Here is an 18,189-nt window from a genome sequence, read left to right as displayed (position 1 = left end):
GCAATGCTAAGATCAAGTATTTCCTCCTAAAATAGCTCAAGCTGTCGTTTCCTTCTGGACCAGGAATGAATGCTCTGAAAAATTGAACTCCTTCAAGTCCGTTTCCATATGATCAAATATGGCCATACGACGCTTTCAATCTCAGAAAGCGCCGTATAGTTGCATCAGCAAAATTTATTTGACCTTAACCAGTTCTACGCGACGGTTTTTGGCTCTGTTATCTTCGGTATCATTGGCGACAAGCGGGCGTTCGGCGCCGTAACCTTTGGCGCTTAAGCGTGATTTGTCGATTTTTTGACCCACTAATGCTGTCAGCACGGCATTTGCACGCTCATCGGAGAGCTTTTTATTGTGCGCTGCATCACCCGTATTGTCCGTATGTCCCTCGATAGCGATTTTGAGCTTAGGATCGTTTTTTAATGCTTCTGCGATCTGAATGACCAGGTCCGTACCACCAGTTGTAATGCTGGATTTGTCTGTGTCGAAGGTGATGTAAACAATTGATTTTCCAGTCTCAGAAAGATCCTTCGTGATATCGTCAGCCGTGATTTTCTGTATCGTTTGTTTAAAATTATTCTCCTGTAGGATGTTGAGTTTGGCACCGGCATTATTCGCCGTATACTGGATAAAAATATTGCCCTGATTTTTGCTGCGGATCACGTATACACGGATCTGTTCATCGGCATATCCGATATCTCCCTCATCGCCCTTATGGGGATCTTGTTTATGGTAACGTTCGTACTCTTCGCTTGTGATGGTTCCGTCAAAAACTTTAACGGCTCCGATCGAAGCAAGATAATCCTCCATGCTTTTTTCAAAATAACGCTGGGAAAACTGTGTACCCTCTTCGTTGGTTATATTTGCTTTATAAAGCCGGCCTTCATAAGGTTTCATCACACCATTAATTGCAAAATAGCAGATATCATAATCTTTATTGATGGGTTTATTCATCTCCTTATAGCCTTTTGGCGAAGTAAAAAATGGAAATACGCCGATATCAGCATCAGAATATGGGATACTTGCAAGGTCAAGCGTTGCCGATGTGTCCTTTTTGGTAGAGTTCTCAGTCATCAATGTATCCTGTTGAACGACGGGGGATGCTGCTGTTTCTTTTGGCTTTTGGTTACAGGAAACCACAACTGCCGCGAGTGCAAATAATAGTACTGTTCTTTTCATGATCTGTTTTTTTCTTTTTTTGCAGTGACAAATTTTGTGCCTAAAGCTTTTTCGACTTTAGTTTTTTATTTACCTAATGAATTACTGTATAACAATTAGGAGTCGATGTAAAACGGGGCTGATTTTAACATTTTATAACATTATTCTTTAAACGATTCTGGCTGTAGGCTGTTCTAATCATAAACAACGAAAGGAAAGATATTATGAGTGAATTAACATGGAAAGGCCGTTGGAATGAAATCAAAGGCAAAGTAAAACAGCAATATGCAGATCTTACGGATGATGATTTATTGTATGCAGAAGGCAAAGAAGATGAATTAGTGGGTAAACTTCAGAAGAAGACTGGAAAAACACAGGATGAGGTAAATAGTTGGTTAAACGGTTTGTAGAAATAAGTGTTTTTTTGTGATAATAGGAAGAGCGGTTAACATGCATGTTAACCGCTCTTTTTGTGCCGAAATCTCACGGTCTTTTTTAACTGATTTAATATACTGAAGTGATAATTAATGCAACTATATTGCTTTTTGTTGTGAGATTGTTATATTTGCACCTATGTTGCATTTATCTGATTTTGCTGTGAATGTAGCTCATCCGTAGACATGTAAAGTATATATATAACAATAACATATGATAAAACCAATAAAAATTATCCTAGTATTTATGCTAATCTCTGGATTATTTGTTTCTTGCAAGAAAGATAAACAAGAGCCCGAAATTAGTCAGCCGACAGCTGAAAATGTGGAAATCGGTTATGCAAATAATAAACAGGCGATTAGAGGCCGCGATTTTCATTTTAATGCAGATCTCCTTGCCGGAGACAAAATAGAATCTGTTCAGGTCAAGATTCTGCCAAAGGCTGGGCAGACCTATACCTCACCATGGAAAATAGAAATCGCCTGGGATGAGTTTAAAGGGTTAAAAAATGCTAATGTACATAAGCATTTTACTATTCCACAGGAAGCACCCGAGGGAAGATATGATTTCTTCTTCATTGTAAATGACGTAAACGGCTCGAAGCTGGAGTTAAAAGAAGATTTTCAGATTTTTGATGCTGCTAATATGCCCGTCGACCCCGTCGTGGACCGTGATATCTTTTCTCGAAACGAGGATATGGTTTACTATATGGGTACCTATGTTGAAACCCCTATAGTATTCAAAAAAGGAGATAAGTTTACGGCCCGGGCGCAGATTAAACAAATACAGGGTGACGGCATCTTATATACAGCATTGATCAGACGGGCGCTGAACCACTTTCCTGAAACCGTTGATAAGCTGGATCTCACGAAAGCTATAATTATTTCCAAAGTGGAGCATAAAGATCTAGGGCCAGCCTCTAAAGTCAATACGTATAAGCTGGCCAATGGTGCGATAAGTGGTGATGATATTATTATCGGTGCGGAAAAAGACGGTTTCGGCAATCAAATCACTGGCGACCGACAATGGCAATCTGGTCAGTACAATCTTGTCATTCTATATAAGAACACAACGTTTAACATGAGTACCTTCAAATCCATTCCTATTACCATAGAATATTAAAATATTCGCTTTTAAAATATATAGCCCCTACCCTGAAAAGGGTAGGGGCTTTTTTGGGTATATATAGCTTGGGAAACTATGAGACGATACATAGCGTACTCGGTGGTTGTAGTCTGTTAAAAATTCATATTTTTAGGCCCAACTTAAAGCTTTACGAATTTAAACTTCTGATTATTCCCAGTTCCTGCAGTCCAAATTTGGACTTTTGTTCCGTTGGAAGTGTTTGAACTATAGATATCTAAATAAGAGTTTGTCCCGACGCTGGATTTCAAGGAAATATAACCATTTCCGCTATTCAACGGCGTCCATTTTTGGGATGCGCCACCATTGTACGTATAAACAATAATCTGTGTGCCATTGCTCGCACTTCCACCTTGTACGTCCAGTACTTTGGTGCTGTCTGCGGAAGATCTGAATACAAAAGTACCGTCCGTCTGTTTCCGTGCGATAAACTTTTGATTGTTTGACGCTGGCGTGTTCTTTGACCATAGCGATACGAGTGTGCCATTTGATGGTGCACTGCTGTTCACGTCGATCACACTGGAGTTGTTTAGAGCAGTTACAATTTGATAGATCGCGCCATTTTCTAATATCGGCCTTTCACTATCGGTGAATAGGGAGGGATCAACAATGGGCTTAGGCAGGTTGAGATTTGCTATTTCAGTGTATATCGTTGGATAATTAAAACCCCATTTTTTAAAGAAAACTGTTAAATCGTAACCCGATATTTCGCATGCCTTACGCATAAAATATTGATGTTTAGCTGCTGCATTTGCCAGCGTTGGTTTTTCCTGTCTTACTATTTTATGTAAGTTATGATAAAAAGTATCACCAAAGGCATATTTCAATTGGATCAACATTGCAGATCCTAGATATCGGCTTCCTTGCACCCCACCATCTCCCCATATCGTACTATAATCCCTTTCGGCATCCGGTTTATTGAAATAAGCAGCTACGCGTGTCCAGATCGTTGCCCAAGCGCCATCACGACCGATTTTATTTGCAGGTAATCCCAAGTTAATATTTGCTGCTACAGCATAGAAATCAGCCATGATCTCGGCATGCCAGTCCCATTTTTGCTGGTGCATATGTCCTGACTCATGTTTCTGAAACCAATAGACATAGCTATCTGTCTCAAAAAAGTTTGAAACGTAGGAATATCCAGTTGAATAGTTACCGGCAAGTGCTCCGGCAAATGCAGGTTCCATGATTGTCATGGTATGGGGAATGGGATAGGGCTGATGTATAGCTGAAGAACCATCCAGACCGCTCAGACGCTCTTCAGCATCCCAGGCCTGATCAATTTTTTGAATGATGTTGTTGTTATTTTGATTACTAAAGGTATTATTACTTCTGGGCATCACTAAAAAGACATTCTGTCCGACAAAAAGAAGATCTTGTACGGCAGTATCAGCAGCTGCAATAGTTGCGGAAAATGCAGATTGAACCGTACGATTTTTTATATACGTCGGAGTCTTTCTAATGTTTGCCGAAAAGGTAAGCTTTGAAGTACTTGAAGGTGTATTTGTGGTTCCATATCTTATCCATAGTGATCCTCTTTTAGTAGCAATGATCGTATTGTTTCCTTCTTGTAGCTGTACTTCTTGTGGAGAGGAGTCTTTTCCTAGCCTTTTGTAGGTGCCAACCAGTAATTTAGGTAAAGTTGCGCCTGTGGTTTTTTGAACATTAATTTTCAAGGTATCACCTGGTTTGGCATAAAAACCTGTCGGCAAATAATCTGAAGGTAAGAAGGATAGCGCTAATCGATCTTTGGCTGTTGCAGCTGCTGGATATTCCGAAAAGATTTGGGTACCCTGCCCAAGAGAATCGATTTGGTAATATTCATTTGTCGGTACGCTGACATTGTTCAGGTCAACGACAGTAGCTTTCTTATTTGCTGACACGGTTGAATCCAAAGAATCTAAATTTTCTTTCTTACAGGCGCTGACTGCAAGGAGACAGACGCTGAGGCTATAAAAGAGCCTTTTGGTTAATTTAATTGAAGTCATAATTTTTAGTTTATAAGGTTTAAGTTATGATAATTTCATTTAAAATTAAATAAATGCTTGAAAGCGAGTGTGTTTATAAATCGTTTTTCTGGCTTTATAGTTGATTTAAATCGATTGTTTAATTTTTTCTTTTTACATCTGAATCCTAGGTATCGTAAGATGTATTGCGTCTTTTTAAAAAAGAAGTATATTCAAAGAGCGGGCTAGCCAATTGACGGTTTATTGGATTTATGAAGTAGTGGTCAGTTATATGTTCAGTCTACATGAAAAGTATTAATTTTCTGACGTATCATTTTATTGGTATAGCTTCAAATCATAAAATTCATTATATTTAATTGGTTAATAGCCAGTGTTTAGGCGTTCGGCTGTGCGGTACGCGTCTTTTAATATTTCGCGTTTTTAATTTTTATTAAATAGAAAATAAGAACACCATGAGTCTAAAAACATCCATTACAAACAGTGTTGATTATAACATTTGGGTCAGCGAACAGTTGGTTGCTTGGCTGAGGAGCTACCCTGAGGAGTTGTTACAAAAGAAATGTCCATCGAGCTTCACTAGTATTGCAAAAACGCTCAAGCACATTAGCGATACACAGTTGTATTGTTCATCGATGATCCGTGAGACGGCGACTCCAAGCTTTGACTATATCGCTACATCGGTGGACATTGAAACTGAAATGAACAACATCGTTAACGAAGCCAAACTTTTAGCTGCCTACGTAAAGGAAAATAGTGAAGCAATGAACGAGCCCCATCTCATCGAATCACAATGGTTTTCTTCTAATTTTCCCAAGTATGAATACCTCCAACATTTAATTATCCATACGACCTATCACCGCGGTCAGATAGTTACCATAGGGCATCATGTAGGTGTTCTGAAAGCGCCTATGCTGGACTATAATTTCTGGAATGTGATGCGGCAGCAGCAATAGGGTGTAATATCCTTCGGAACGTGTTTGGAGGTATAACGGAAATAACTATGAAGCTAATAGACATACATAATAAATACATTGGACTTTGGAAGGGCAACCATAGGTTGATCCTAAGCTGGTTGCCCGATCCTAACTTTGATTCGATATCAAACTTGGCTATAAAAGCCGTTGCTAACAACAAATTTCTAATGTTTACTTATGATTGGTATCATGAAGGTGTAGCGCAAGAAGGGATGCTATTAATGGGTAACAACAATAAACAATCCGAAGTTACGGCATCATGGGTTGACTCATGGGGTATGGATGGAAGGATCATGAATTGTTATGGTACAATGAATGAGGCGGGAGATATCTCCTTAAGAGGTTCTTATGAAGTGCCCGATAATCCCGATTGGGGTTGGCGAATTGATATTCCGTTACCCACTGATCATAACCTTCGGATAAAAATGTACAATGTCTCGCCAAATGGTGAAGAAACTTTAGCGATTGATGCAAATTACAGGCTTGTTGAGTAAACAATGAATTTATCCTACCTGGCTTAAAAATGCGAATTTGTCTTCGAAATTGATAATGAGAAGAATTTTGATACGGAATGTCAAGCTTGTCTTAAAAACTTCTCTATGTTTAAAGATAATATAATTGGTTGGGTGCTTTCGTCAGCGTATGATTGATTAAATTTAAAAATTATCTTACCACAAGACAAAGATGATACGGCTTTATTGTTAGGAGGCAAAAGACGAAATTTTACGATAGGATATTGTAAACGCAGCAACTATTAGCTTTTCATCACTATCTAATGTAAAACAATAGCTTTTGCCTAACAATGCCAAAATAGAAAAAATTAGATTTTAGCTTTCGCTAAAATTTGGCTTGCGATAGATAACTGTTTGCTAAACTTAATTGTTGATTTTTTTAATAGCTACCTGTGCATTGCTATCGGATTTAATCGCTTCATCTTATTTAAGAACAGGAATGTTTTTTATTATAATTGCCATAAAGGTTCGTCTCGCCAATTTTGTTTTATCCCAAGAGCATTTAGATCGTCATTAGGATATTTTATGAACAGGTTTTACAATTGTTGGGTAAATTGATTTTCAGGTTGAAAGATAGTTTTAAGCATTATCTGATGCACTGATAATTAGTCCTCTTCTAGTTAATTGTTTTATTTGTTCATCAATAGTAAAGGCTTGTTTATGGTACTAAAGGAATAATGATTGTTTATTAAAGCAAAAGACACGCCCTGGGACGCTGTTCTGATGGGTAGCGTGGCGTGTACTGTTGATGCAAACATAAGCACTTTAATTTATAAAGACAAATTTAGAACTCCCGTCCTCGGCTGGTTTCCGAGAATGATATTTTGTAGTTCATCTTATATTTTTCGTTTATATCTAGTTCAAAGAAACGAATTTATATTCAAATTTGTGTCTATGTTCCTAACCCAATTATTGGACGCTCGCCCCTGTAGAAGTAGTCGAACAGTTGGCTGGGAAAGATTAGATTGTATTATTCCGTCTGTAGAGATAATGCCTATTTTTTCCTCTGGATGTAGTAGGAAACTGCTACTTGCTATAAATGCCGCTGGAATTTAATAGTTCTCTTCCCTTGCTAGTGATTCTGTATTTTTGTTTGCTACTGTTGGGTTTTTCTTCGGTTTGTTCAACAAGTTTTAGGTTCTCTAAGATTTTGAGAGATCTTTTGTGATTTTTATATGCATTGGTATAATTTATTTTTTCATATAAATTTCCTCTTGAAATAACTTCATTATTGAGAATTAGTAACATTGCAGTCATTCGGTCATAAGCTGGGGTTACTGAGTTGCCCAATTCTAACGCTGTTAAATCTTCTAATTTTATGGAAACGAGTGATAATTTTGACAGGATGTTGTTATTCTTCTTTCTTGTTCTTCTGTAGCATCTTGGATTTACCTTTACATTTTCTACCTCAATCAGATTTTCTTCAGCAAGGCTGTCTAATGCCATTATAATTGCTTCATAGCTGAACGTCCAATTATATGTTTTTTGTAAAAAGGCTCTTATCTCACTCGTATTTTTATAGCTGTTAATGAAAGACGTCTGCATCACTCGGAACTCAATGGCCTTTCTGGGAAAGGGCTTTTTATTAATGTATTTTAAATATAAAATATTACTTCTATGCTCTACAAGCACATTTCTTCTTAAAATTTTCCAATTTGGAATACTATATTGGGCGTCATATATTTTAGCCTTATTTATCTGGTATAAGTAACATAGTTTATCAATCCATTTTTCGATTGATGTTTTGTCGCCATGTTCGATTCTTCGCAAAGTTGTTGCTGGGATAGTTGATAATTCACTTACTTCTTTTGTAGTCAATAAGAGCAATTCTCTTATCCATTTTAACTTGTTTCCGATTAAAATATATGAGCTTCTATTCATGCATTAATTTACCGGTAATAGCTAAAGAAAAATCCATTTATATTTGGTTTTTATCTTAGTATAAGCTATCTTTGAAAAGTAATACGAAATGATCTCGTATTCTTTGTTTTTGAACTGAAAAAGCTTCGCTCAACAGACCTAGGAAATCTTTAAGCGTGTGAAGCAACGGTGAGAAAGCGCCTACATTTTGTATATTTGAATATAAATGTAGGCTCTCTCCGTGTTGCACGCTTGGAAACTTCGGTTTCCGCCTCTCCTAGGGGGTGTTGAGCGCACGGAGGGAGCCTACAAATAATATCTTCTCTAAAGCTTTTAAGTTTTTATACTTAACAAGCTGATATGAACCTTAAAAAACAGACAACAAAAAATCTAATTACAGCGCCCGAGTAGCTCGGATAGCTTGGTCAAAACTTTGACCCTACATTGCTATGGATCGCATCACGCCAATATGATAACCTTTGTGATGACCACTCAAATGCGATCTAGCTCCCCATCTTTTAATGTATTGTTCATGTGACCATAACTAGTCTGGAAGAGATGATGTCGTTAGGTTACTTTTTAAAATTTAAAAAATGAGACATTTTTTTAGGGCAGGAGAGCTCTTGCCTAATCTGAAGACAATATGTATATATAGTGCCCTACTATCTATCCTATGCTTAGTTTCTATGTTTAGTTTATCGGCTCAGACGCCCCGCAAGGACAGCGGGGCCAATGGGTCTCTTGCTGTAAAGCCGCTCCAGGTAGGAGATACTGTGCCTGCATTAATATGGAAATCCAAATTTCCAGCATTAAATACTTCAACTGGCCATAAGACAATAGCCCTAAAGGAATATGCGAATAAGAAGTTACTGATCCTTGATTTTTGGGCTACTTGGTGTGCTCCTTGCATCGCCTCATTGCCAAAAATGGATTCTTTACAGCTTACCTACAGCAAGGATATAGCTATTATTCCTATAACCTATGAAACAGCAAATAAAGTCAGTAGCTTTTTTGAAATGCGAAATAGAGCTCAGGTAATGCCGTCAAACTTAGATTATATAACAGACAATACCCTCTTTTCAAATCTTTTCAAACATAGTACCATTCCGCATTATATATGGTTGGACGGGAAGGGTAGGGTACTGGCGATTACAGATGCTAAACAAATAAACGCGGATAATATAGAAAAAATGATCCGTGGTCAAGAAATTAGTCTTCCCATTAAAAATGACTACCGTCCGCCTTATGACAAGACCAAGCCTGTTTTTTTTGATCCCGAAAAAATCTGGAATACGAATTTTATCAAACAAAGTACCCTGACTGAATATTCAGACAGATTCGGTTGTGGATATACTTACACGGTAGGGCTGCATGATGACCATCCGCAAGTGAAAGATGTGGCATATAGACGGGTCTTTGCACACAACCTAAGTATGATACAGCTGTATCAGCTGGCGCATTCCGACCATAACCGTTATTTTAACTGGCATAATACCATCGTATTGAGCAAGGATTCCCTCGCAATAAACAGTAGAAAGCAGGGTGCTGGGTATATTTCCTGGCTACAGGCAGATAGGGGCTTTTGCTATGAATTGGTGGTAGCCAATAAATATCAAAACCAAGCCTGGAGTATGATGCGCAATGACCTTAGACAGCATTTTCCTGATTACCGTGCTTATACCGAAAAAAGAAAAGTGCCTTCCTATTGCCTCGTAAGGACTTCGGATGTCGACAAGATAAAATCTCAAGGCGGAGACAAGATCAATACCATCAGTCCCTATGGCGGTAGGATCAACCAATATCCATTGAGTTTACTAATCAGTGTTTTAGAAGATAGGGTCTTTGTTCCCTTGAAAAAACCGTTGGTCAACCTGACGGATTATCGTGGGCTTATCGATATTACGATCAATGCCAAACTAACTGATCTCAAAGCCCTGAACAGGGAGCTCGCAAAGTATGATCTGGCAATCGTAGCGCAGGAGCGAGATGTAGAAGTACTGATCATCGCGGATGAAGTTTCAACTAAATAGCATGAGAGCATTTACAATTTTACTTTTTGTGCTCCTAGTTCAAGGAATCGGGAAAGCACAGGATAGGCAAGGCTTTGTTATTCATGCATCGCGGGACAATGGAGCTGTAACAGATGCGCGTGTCAAGATATTGTCTACACAACAGCTTTTATTAAAAGATCATACGGGTAAATATAGAATTGACCATCTACGACCAGCAGACTCCATTGAAATTGCTCATCTATCTTTTATGACAATACGGGTCGCTGTAAAGGATTTGTTGCTAAATCCTGTGGTATTGCTTGAATCGAAAGAGAATCAATTGGAGGAAGTGCAGATTTCTACCGGCTATCAGTTTATAACAAAAGAACGGGCGACGGGCTCCTACGCTACGTTGGATGAAAAGCAGCTGAACCGGCAGGTGTCAACAGATATTATCAGTAGACTAGATGGGAATGTTCCCGGGATGCTCTTCAATAGAAACAGCCCCCGGGCGATCTCGATCCGTGGACAGAGTACGCTATTTTCTGAATCTAACCCTTTAATCGTGTTGGATAACTTTCCTTACGAAGGCGATATCCTTGATATCAATCCGAACGATGTGGAGCAGATTACCGTATTAAAGGATGCTGCAGCGGCCTCGATATGGGGGGCTCAGGCTGCCAATGGCGTAATCGTGATCACAACTAAACAGGGAAAGCGTGACAAAAGCCCAAAACTGGGATTTAATGTAAATATGACCATCGGAGCCAAGCCTGACTTATACTACCAGCCTCGTATGTCAACAGGCTCCTTTATCGAACTGGAAAAATACCTTTTCGATAAAGGTGTTTATAAAGCTGCTGAGACCAATATCAATAAAACACCGTATACGCCAGTCATTGCTCTGCTGATTCAAAAACGGGATAATCCGGCGATGGCAGATCAGATAGATGCCCAGATCGAACAGCTTAAGACCATTGATAGCAGAATGGACATGGATAAATATCTTTACCAAAATATGGTCAACCGTCAATACAATATCAATTTAAGTGGGGGCAGCAAGAAGCAGACTTATTACATTTCTCTAGGGTATGATGATAATAGGGAAGAACTCGTCAGAAATGGGCTTAAACGTCTTTCCGCCAATGTGAAAAACACCTTTTTCCTGCTGGATGACCATTTGCAATTGACGACCGGAGTAGATCTGAGCGAGCGCAGGCAGGAGAGTCCCAATCTTGGAAATAACGGACTGAATATGACAGGGCAATCGCAGCTTTATCCCTATGCACGGTTGCGGAATGAAGATGGGAGCTATGCACGGACAGTGAAAAATTATCCTTGGTCATTTATTGATCAAGCGACAGCAGACGGATTGCTGGATTGGAGTTATCGTCCACTAGAAGAGGTTTATTTGACAGAAAGGACTGCTGCAAGTTCATACTACAGAATGTATGCCGATCTGAACTATAAGATCTGGGATGGCCTACGTGTGACAGCACTCTACCAGTACACACAAAATAAAAATGATTTTCGGAAATATAATCCGCCGGAAACGTTCTTCAGTCGTGACCTGATCAATAATCTCACACAGATACAATCCGATGGAAGCTTGATCAGACCCATTCCCTTAGGTGGGATATTGAATACCGAAAATAGTAAAAGCCATAACCATGCATTTCGCTCACAATTGGATTATCAGAAAGAATGGCAGCAACACCAATGGCGTGCTATGGCTGGCTTTGAAATCCGGGATAACCCTGCGGTTTCCAACTCAAATCTGCTCTATGGATATAACAATGATCTGGCCTTCAGTGCGAATGTGGATTTTGTCAATAGCTACCCGCGATATGTAAATCCTAATTCCAAACAGACCATAGCCAATGGCGAGAAGCTGGTGGAAACCGTGGATAGATACCGCTCTTTTTACGGTAATATCGCATATACCTATGATAGACAGCTGGATTTTTATGCTTCTGCACGTTTGGATCAGTCCAATCTCTTTGGTGTACGTACCAATCAAAAAGGGGTGCCGCTCTGGTCGGTGGGAATGGCCTATCAGCTATCTAAAGCCTCCTTCTATAAATCGGAAATACTTCCGTACTTGAAGCTCAAAGCTTCTTATGGTTATAACGGCAATATCAATAAAAGCATTACAGCATTTACCACGATCCGTTATTATGGCAATGCGATCCTGACAGGATTGCCCTATGCACGGGTTGTCAATCCTCCAAACCCGGCATTGCGCTGGGAACGGACCAAAGTGCTGAATCTCGGGCTCGATTTCGCAAGTAAGGATAACCGTATTACGGGAGGAATAGAACGGTATTGGAAACGGGGACTGGATCTCATTGGTGAAACCCCGTATGCGCCATCTGCTGGGGTGAGCTCCTTTACAGAAAATTATGCAAATACAAAAACTTCCGGACTGGATGTGCAGCTAAAGACTAAAAACTTTATAAAAGCTTTCGGTTGGGATACAGAATATTTTTTGTCTATCGCCAGGGATGAGGTAACGCATTATCTGCCACAGGTGACCAGCTTCACCGGAGCACAGGTGACGCTGGTCGGAAAGCCTCAGTATGGTCTTTATTCTTATCCTTTTAAAGGCCTCAATCCGCTGAATGGAAATCCGGTCGGTTACCTGGATGGACAGGAAAGTGAAAACTATGCTGCTATTATTGCAAGTATGGATGAGCATTCGATTGTCTATCATGGAAGTCAAAGGCCTACGGTATTTGGTGGTCTGCGCAATACGTTTACCTGGCGTAATCTCTCCCTCTCGGTCAATATGACCTACCGTCTTGGATATTTCTATCGTCGCAATACCGCCAAGATGACTGCGGTACTGACGGCGAATAGTCAACATGGCGATTACGAACACCGGTGGCAGAAGCCGGGAGATGAACAATACACGGTGATTCCCTCAATTCCCGAGACAAATAATGCAAACCGGGATAATTTTTACAATAATACGGGCTTATTTGTCGAAAAAGGTGATCATCTCAAATTGCAGGATCTAAAACTATCGTATGCAATAGCTCAAAATAAGCTTCGGAAAGTGAAACTTCAAGAAGTCTCATTCTTTGTCTATGCGAACAATCTAGGAATAATCTGGAAGTCTTCCAAAAGTAGCCTTGATCCAGATTATCCATTGGTTGACTTCCCGCCATCAAGAACTGTATCGTTTGGTCTAAACTTTAAATTTTAATGCAATGAAGATAGTAAGCTATTTATATATGTTCGTATGCTTGGGTATGATATCCTGCTCGAACGATTTCCTCGATGTAAAACCGGACAAGGCACTCGTAGTGCCTAAAACTCTGGCGGATTACCAAGCCTTACTGGATGACGTCGCACAACAGATGAATCAGACCCCCGGTCTGATAAATGCGGCTACGGATGAATTTATTGCCAAAGATAACAGCCTGCAATCATCGGCCTCCTATCTGTCGGATGCTTACCTCTGGGATTATGAGGGCCTGCAGCAGATGGAAATAGATTTTGACTGGACGAATATTTATGCGCAGGTACTGAAAGCAAATTTGGTGCTGGAAGGTCTGGATGACATGAAGGATGTCACCGACAAAACGCGATACAATGACGTCAAAGGGAGTGCGCTGTTTCTCAGGGCATGGCACTTCTTTCATCTGCTGCAGGTGTATGCCGTTCCTTACGACAGAGAGACGGCTAATACGGATCTCGGAATTGTCCTGAAACTAAAGGCCGATATCAATGATAAAGCGGGAAGGTCAACTGTCGAAATCTGTTACAATCAGATTATTCAGGATTTATTCACAGCAACGGAACTGCTCTCAAAGACTTCCATTGTCATTTCAAGACCCAACCGTTGCGCTGCTTATGCATTATTGGCACGTGTATATTTAAGTCGCTTTGATTATGAAAATGCGGAGAAATATGCTTCGTTGAGCCTTCAGGTACAACCTGATTTGCTCGATTATAATCTTGTAGGCAATACATTCGAAGATCCCTTTAGGGTAAAAAATCCGGAGATTATTTTCTATTCAATGCCGATTTTACAGGCTTCACAGCTGTATACCAATGGAATTGTCAATCCTGCGTGGATTTCCATATATACGGCCGAAGACTTACGGAAAAGTAAATATTTTAAATTTGACGGGCAAGGAAATGCACAGATGAAAGCAACATATTACTTTAGATCGTTGGTACCTTTCACTGGGCTGACAACAAGCGAAATGTATCTTATCCAGGCTGAATGTCTTATCCGTAGAAACAGCATTCCAGCAGGATTGGCTTTATTAAATCACTTGCGCAAGCACCGGTTCAACAAAGAGGCAAGCACCATGATGCTTAAAGCAGAAGACGTGGAGGATGCAATGGCTATAGTTTTAGACGAGCGGATTCGGGAGCTGGTCTTTCGGGGATTGCGTTGGTTTGATCTACGACGGTTAAATAAAGATCCTCGCTTTAAGGTTGCATTAGAGCGGGTATATAATGGCAATACCTACCGTCTGGAACCCAACGATAAGATGTATTGTTTCCCTATCCCGCGAACGGAAAAAATGTATAACAATTTGATAGAATAGTTAAGGAATAAATTACAGAAGCCCGTATTTACGACAAATACGGGCTTCATTGATAAACCAGGAAAGTATCCTAGTTTAATTAAGGAAGTGTAATGTAGCCATTGGAAGCTTCATTGCGGATAAATCCAGGATCCGAAGAGGTACCTGTAACGGGTGAATAACCTTCTTCATAAACCGATTTGCAGGGTTGTGCATCAGGTGTGCAATCTAAGTTTTGCTGTTCTGGTGTCGTTAATTCATGCCAGTTACCATTTTGGTCCCGGCCAAACATGACCTCACTTTGTTTTAATGGTTTTGAATGTGTGGTGCTAGCTGCCAATCCTGCTGCTCCGCCGACAAGTGCCAATCCGATTAGCACTGTGCTCATGATGTTTTTTGTTCTCATGATAATTTAGTTTTATGTATTAATTTGTGATTATATCGAATGGCATAGACTCCTAACGCTAGCCATATCAGATTAAATACAAGGTGGCTGTGCCAGCCCATTTTTTCGATCGCTTTACCACAGTGGCACATTTGAGTGGGATGATACTTCATCATCCAGGAAATAAAAATTGTGAAAGCTAACATTAACACTGTTGAACACCATAGCGAGATCTGTTGAATTCGTCCCGGGATAATTAGCATAAAAGAAAGGGAAATCTCCAGCACAAGAATACCTAAGCCAATTGCTAAAGCATAGTCCTGCAGGTAAGGAACTTTAAGAAGCCCTCTTGTAAAACTTTCAATGTTAATGAGTTTATCTACTCCAGTGAACATATACAGGCAAGCATAGCCGTAAACGCCAATCCGAAAAAGTATATTTGACGCTTTCCCTACGGTTCGTTTGATTTTGTCATTCTTCAAACGCTTATGGTGCTTTAGTGACTGCAGTTTGCCTGTGATCATGTTCATACTTTGTTGCTGTATCTTATACCAAAGTTAACTCAGTAATTTTCGAGGCATGTATGGTTTTTAGGTAGGTCGTTGTATGATTTTTTGTTTGAAGCTGTCCGTCTTATTTTTGGGCTTGTAGTATATTATTGTTTAGAAACGGTGCCTATTTTAGGGACGAAGGGTATGATTTCATTGACTATTTATATTTACTCGGACAGACCCCTGCCTGCTTCCGAAAAAATGTTGAGAAATTTTGCTGCTGCTCATATCCACAATAATTGCTTACTTCTTTGACCGAATGCCCTGCCAGCAATAACTCTTTCGCTTTTTGAATTAGAAGCTTATTCCACGTCTGCTTCGGATTTTCGTCATAGATTGCTTTGTATATTTTATCCAACTTGCTCATGTCTACTTGCAGCTGGTCAGCTATTGTCTGTATCGAACAGCTGCTAAAAGTCTGCTCTACTTGATCCCTGATCATCCGAAAGGCACGTTCGGCCAGCGACTGATCCAAATTTATCTTTTCATGCAGGTAGAAGTTCTTGTAAATAGCAATATCAAACAGATCATAAACAACTTTTATAGCAATGACCTCATTCTCTTTGCGGTACTTAAATAAATATACCTCAATGTAAGAAAGTTGATATCGTGTCCGTTCTTTAATTGGCCACAGGGCACTTTGGAAGAGCCGCTTTTTATCACGCCTATGGGCTGCTCTGAATTCATGTAAAAAATGTTTTTCTTTGTAGATCTCCGGTCGGATGAGGCCTATATCAATTAATACACCATACAGCAGATATTGCCCGGGAGACAGGTCTACCTGTATTTTACCCTTCGGAATATAAACATAGCTGTGGTATTCCGATGGCAGCGCTGCCTGGCATTCCTGGCTTGGCTGTTTGATTATGATGTCCTCCGGTGACGCCATATTATAGAGCAGATGATAATCCGCTTTGGTGGTATTGACGGACAACCTAAAATGTTGCTGCACCTGTGCCTGCAACCGATAGAAGATGACCGGGCGATAGTCAATGTACTCTTCAATGAGCTGAATGCCTATATCTTTATAATGCTGTATAGACGAATCGGCCAGTTTGGGCAAAAATGCTTTCACTTGATCCCTAAAATGGTCTACTTCGGGTAACCTAAAATGGAATGTTTTTTTCATAAACGGAATTGTGGCAACAAATTTTTTGAGATTAAATGCTGCTTATAAAGGTAAAATCGAAGATTCCACTTTTCCGAATAAAATGATAAACGACACGTTTTTAAGGAAAAGATGCAGTAAACTGATGTTATCTGTATGATTCTAATCCCAAAGGCAGCCGGTTGGCATTAAAACTGTCCATTTCTGCAACATACCATCTCTTTCGCTTTTTTCGCGATTTTCTCCAACATTTGTTTTGTTAGCTAACCGATTTATTAAATGTTCGTAAGACAGCGGGATTGGCCTGACCCGCACGGTTGCAGGCCATATTTAAATGATTTTCAATGAAAGATACGAGAGATAGTATGGTCATCGACTCTCCTCAAATAATGGGGCTGACAATGGAGCAGATGATAGGAATGTTCCCTGAAATGGATGATGTGGTTGATGACGAAAAATGCTGGGTAGATATTCCCTAACCTAAGTATTGCCTCCCACCGGGGAGGCAATGCCTAATAGTTGCGATAGAAATAAAGGGCATCTCGTTGAAAATGCAAATCGATGTTCGATCGTGGATGCTGAAAATAAAATAATAAACCAATGGACAAAAATCACTTAACCAAGCCTTTTTGGTTCGCCAATGTCTGGACCTTCTTTCCTGATCTGGGCATCGATGATCTTGAAATTAACTATTTGAAATGGAGGGCGCTCCAGAGCTCGTTCGCGCTGATGGCTCACCCCGCTTTATTGACGCAGGTCTTGGATCAGGAAATAGTGCAAACAATACCCAGAGACCTGACCGGAATGTGCATAGCATTTCACTATGGTCCATACCGAATGTTGCCGCGTTATCTCATTGCTGCCGGGTATCGGATTACTGTAGTTGCGTCCGCCGAAGTAATCAAGCGCGACAGCGAGTCGGTTTATAATGAGCTCTTGATCAATGACCTTCCCAAGGATACCCTGAAATACATAGATGCTACTCGTCCCACAGTGCTCCGCAGTATCGTCTCAGCGGTAAAGGATCGTCGGATAGTACTGATTTATTTGGATGCGGATGAAGGTGTCCGGAAGATCGCCGCTAAAAATCACCAGGCCTTGATCAAGGTTCCTATCGCGCAAAAACAACTCTATTTTCATTCCAATAGTGCGCGGCTCGCATATAAATTCGGCATTCCCATATCTTTTATGCTAATGGACAGGGATGACATCGATGGCCGTTGGAAAGTATCGATAACGAATAAATTGGTGTTCAAGAAAAATGAACCGCTAAAGGGCTATTTGAAAAGATTTAAAATGAAATTCGCAGTGGTTTTGAATAAGATCATGGGACAATACTGGATGGCTTGGGAAAATTGGCCTATGCTTCACTTGTACCAGCCAAATCTCGCTCAAACAAATCATAGCACTTCAAATGATCCTGTTTGGGTGATGCCGATATGTATGCGGCAAAGACAATTCTTTTTTGACGTGAAAAATAAACGCTTTTTTGAAATAAAGTTAGATTAGAAAATTACTTATAAAATGCTGTTATTTCCTTTATGAGAAAAATTATGTTTAAATA

The 18,189-nt window shown here is 39.9% G+C and carries 15 protein-coding genes; 9 read left to right on the top strand and 6 right to left on the bottom strand.

Annotated features, from left to right (window positions below; translation table 11 throughout):
* Window positions 1-174 precede the first annotated feature (174 nt).
* Complete coding sequence (locus ABFX33_RS10960) at window positions 175-1,176, bottom strand: OmpA family protein (RefSeq protein ID WP_346086102.1); 1,002 nt, start codon at window positions 1,174-1,176, stop codon at window positions 175-177.
* Window positions 1,177-1,379: 203 nt separating this feature from the next.
* On the opposite strand from ABFX33_RS10960, the gene ABFX33_RS10955 reads away from it, so the two are divergent.
* Window positions 1,380-1,565 carry a CsbD family protein gene (locus ABFX33_RS10955; RefSeq protein ID WP_046675215.1) on the top strand — a complete coding sequence of 62 codons (186 nt, stop codon included), beginning with the start codon at window positions 1,380-1,382 and terminating at the stop codon, window positions 1,563-1,565.
* 238 nt (window positions 1,566-1,803) lie between these two features.
* The gene (locus ABFX33_RS10950; protein WP_346086101.1) at window positions 1,804-2,712 is read left to right on the top strand and encodes a DUF4625 domain-containing protein; all 909 of its coding nucleotides are present in this window, start codon (window positions 1,804-1,806) and stop codon (window positions 2,710-2,712) included.
* A 143-nt stretch (window positions 2,713-2,855) separates the two neighbouring features.
* Here the strand turns inward: ABFX33_RS10950 and ABFX33_RS10945 are convergent, their stop codons facing one another.
* Window positions 2,856-4,721 (bottom strand): M60 family metallopeptidase, encoded by a 1,866-nt coding sequence (locus ABFX33_RS10945; RefSeq protein WP_346086100.1) that lies wholly within the window; start codon window positions 4,719-4,721, stop codon window positions 2,856-2,858.
* Between the two features lie 431 nt (window positions 4,722-5,152).
* Between ABFX33_RS10945 and ABFX33_RS10940 the strand changes: the two genes are divergently transcribed.
* Together ABFX33_RS10940 and ABFX33_RS10935 are read left to right on the top strand one after the other, a co-directional pair.
* A complete protein-coding gene (locus ABFX33_RS10940; protein ID WP_346086099.1) occupies window positions 5,153-5,653 on the top strand; it encodes a DinB family protein in 501 nt (166 codons plus the stop codon).
* Window positions 5,654-5,700: 47 nt separating this feature from the next.
* A complete protein-coding gene (locus ABFX33_RS10935) occupies window positions 5,701-6,168 on the top strand; it encodes a DUF1579 family protein (RefSeq protein WP_346086098.1) in 468 nt (155 codons plus the stop codon).
* Window positions 6,169-7,212: 1,044 nt separating this feature from the next.
* Here the strand turns inward: ABFX33_RS10935 and ABFX33_RS10930 are convergent.
* Window positions 7,213-8,067, bottom strand: a complete 855-nt coding sequence (locus tag ABFX33_RS10930) for a hypothetical protein (RefSeq protein WP_346086097.1) — start codon at window positions 8,065-8,067, stop codon at window positions 7,213-7,215.
* Window positions 8,068-8,639: 572 nt separating this feature from the next.
* Between ABFX33_RS10930 and ABFX33_RS10925 the strand changes: the two genes are divergently transcribed.
* Genes ABFX33_RS10925 through ABFX33_RS10915 form a run of 3 tightly spaced genes read left to right on the top strand, consistent with a single transcriptional unit; the run spans window position 8,640 to window position 14,602 of the window.
* Entirely contained in the window at window positions 8,640-10,076 is a 1,437-nt protein-coding gene (locus ABFX33_RS10925) for a TlpA family protein disulfide reductase (protein ID WP_346086096.1), read from the top strand.
* Between the two features lies 1 nt (window position 10,077).
* Window positions 10,078-13,245 carry a SusC/RagA family TonB-linked outer membrane protein gene (locus ABFX33_RS10920; protein ID WP_346086095.1) on the top strand — a complete coding sequence of 1,056 codons (3,168 nt, stop codon included), beginning with the start codon at window positions 10,078-10,080 and terminating at the stop codon, window positions 13,243-13,245.
* A 4-nt stretch (window positions 13,246-13,249) separates the two neighbouring features.
* Window positions 13,250-14,602, top strand: coding sequence for a RagB/SusD family nutrient uptake outer membrane protein (locus ABFX33_RS10915; RefSeq protein WP_346086094.1), 1,353 nt, complete (start codon window positions 13,250-13,252; stop codon window positions 14,600-14,602).
* Between the two features lie 79 nt (window positions 14,603-14,681).
* Here the strand turns inward: ABFX33_RS10915 and ABFX33_RS10910 are convergent, their stop codons facing one another.
* The 3 genes from ABFX33_RS10910 to ABFX33_RS10900 all read right to left on the bottom strand — a co-directional run bounded on the left by ABFX33_RS10910 (window position 14,682) and on the right by ABFX33_RS10900 (window position 16,646).
* On the bottom strand, window positions 14,682-14,987 hold the full coding sequence (locus ABFX33_RS10910) for a hypothetical protein (RefSeq protein WP_120261102.1): 306 nt from the start codon (window positions 14,985-14,987) through the stop codon (window positions 14,682-14,684).
* Entirely contained in the window at window positions 14,984-15,496 is a 513-nt protein-coding gene (locus tag ABFX33_RS10905; RefSeq protein ID WP_346086093.1) for a MauE/DoxX family redox-associated membrane protein, read from the bottom strand. Before ABFX33_RS10905 ends, ABFX33_RS10910 begins: the two co-directional genes overlap by 4 nt.
* A 178-nt stretch (window positions 15,497-15,674) precedes the next feature.
* Complete coding sequence (locus ABFX33_RS10900; protein ID WP_346086092.1) at window positions 15,675-16,646, bottom strand: helix-turn-helix domain-containing protein; 972 nt, start codon at window positions 16,644-16,646, stop codon at window positions 15,675-15,677.
* 323 nt (window positions 16,647-16,969) lie between these two features.
* Here ABFX33_RS10900 and ABFX33_RS10895 point away from each other — a divergent pair, with 323 nt between their 5' ends.
* On the top strand, window positions 16,970-17,104 hold the full coding sequence (locus tag ABFX33_RS10895) for a hypothetical protein (protein ID WP_279634419.1): 135 nt from the start codon (window positions 16,970-16,972) through the stop codon (window positions 17,102-17,104).
* Window positions 17,105-17,225: 121 nt separating this feature from the next.
* Window positions 17,226-18,134 carry a lysophospholipid acyltransferase family protein gene (locus ABFX33_RS10890; RefSeq protein WP_346086091.1) on the top strand — a complete coding sequence of 303 codons (909 nt, stop codon included), beginning with the start codon at window positions 17,226-17,228 and terminating at the stop codon, window positions 18,132-18,134.
* The last annotated feature ends 55 nt before the right edge of the window (window positions 18,135-18,189 follow it).

It is taken from the genome of Sphingobacterium ginsenosidimutans, from assembly GCF_039536865.1.
GTDB lineage: Bacteria > Bacteroidota > Bacteroidia > Sphingobacteriales > Sphingobacteriaceae > Sphingobacterium > Sphingobacterium detergens.
Note: the sequence above shows the minus strand (reverse complement) of the source record. Positions and strands in the feature narration are given on the sequence as shown.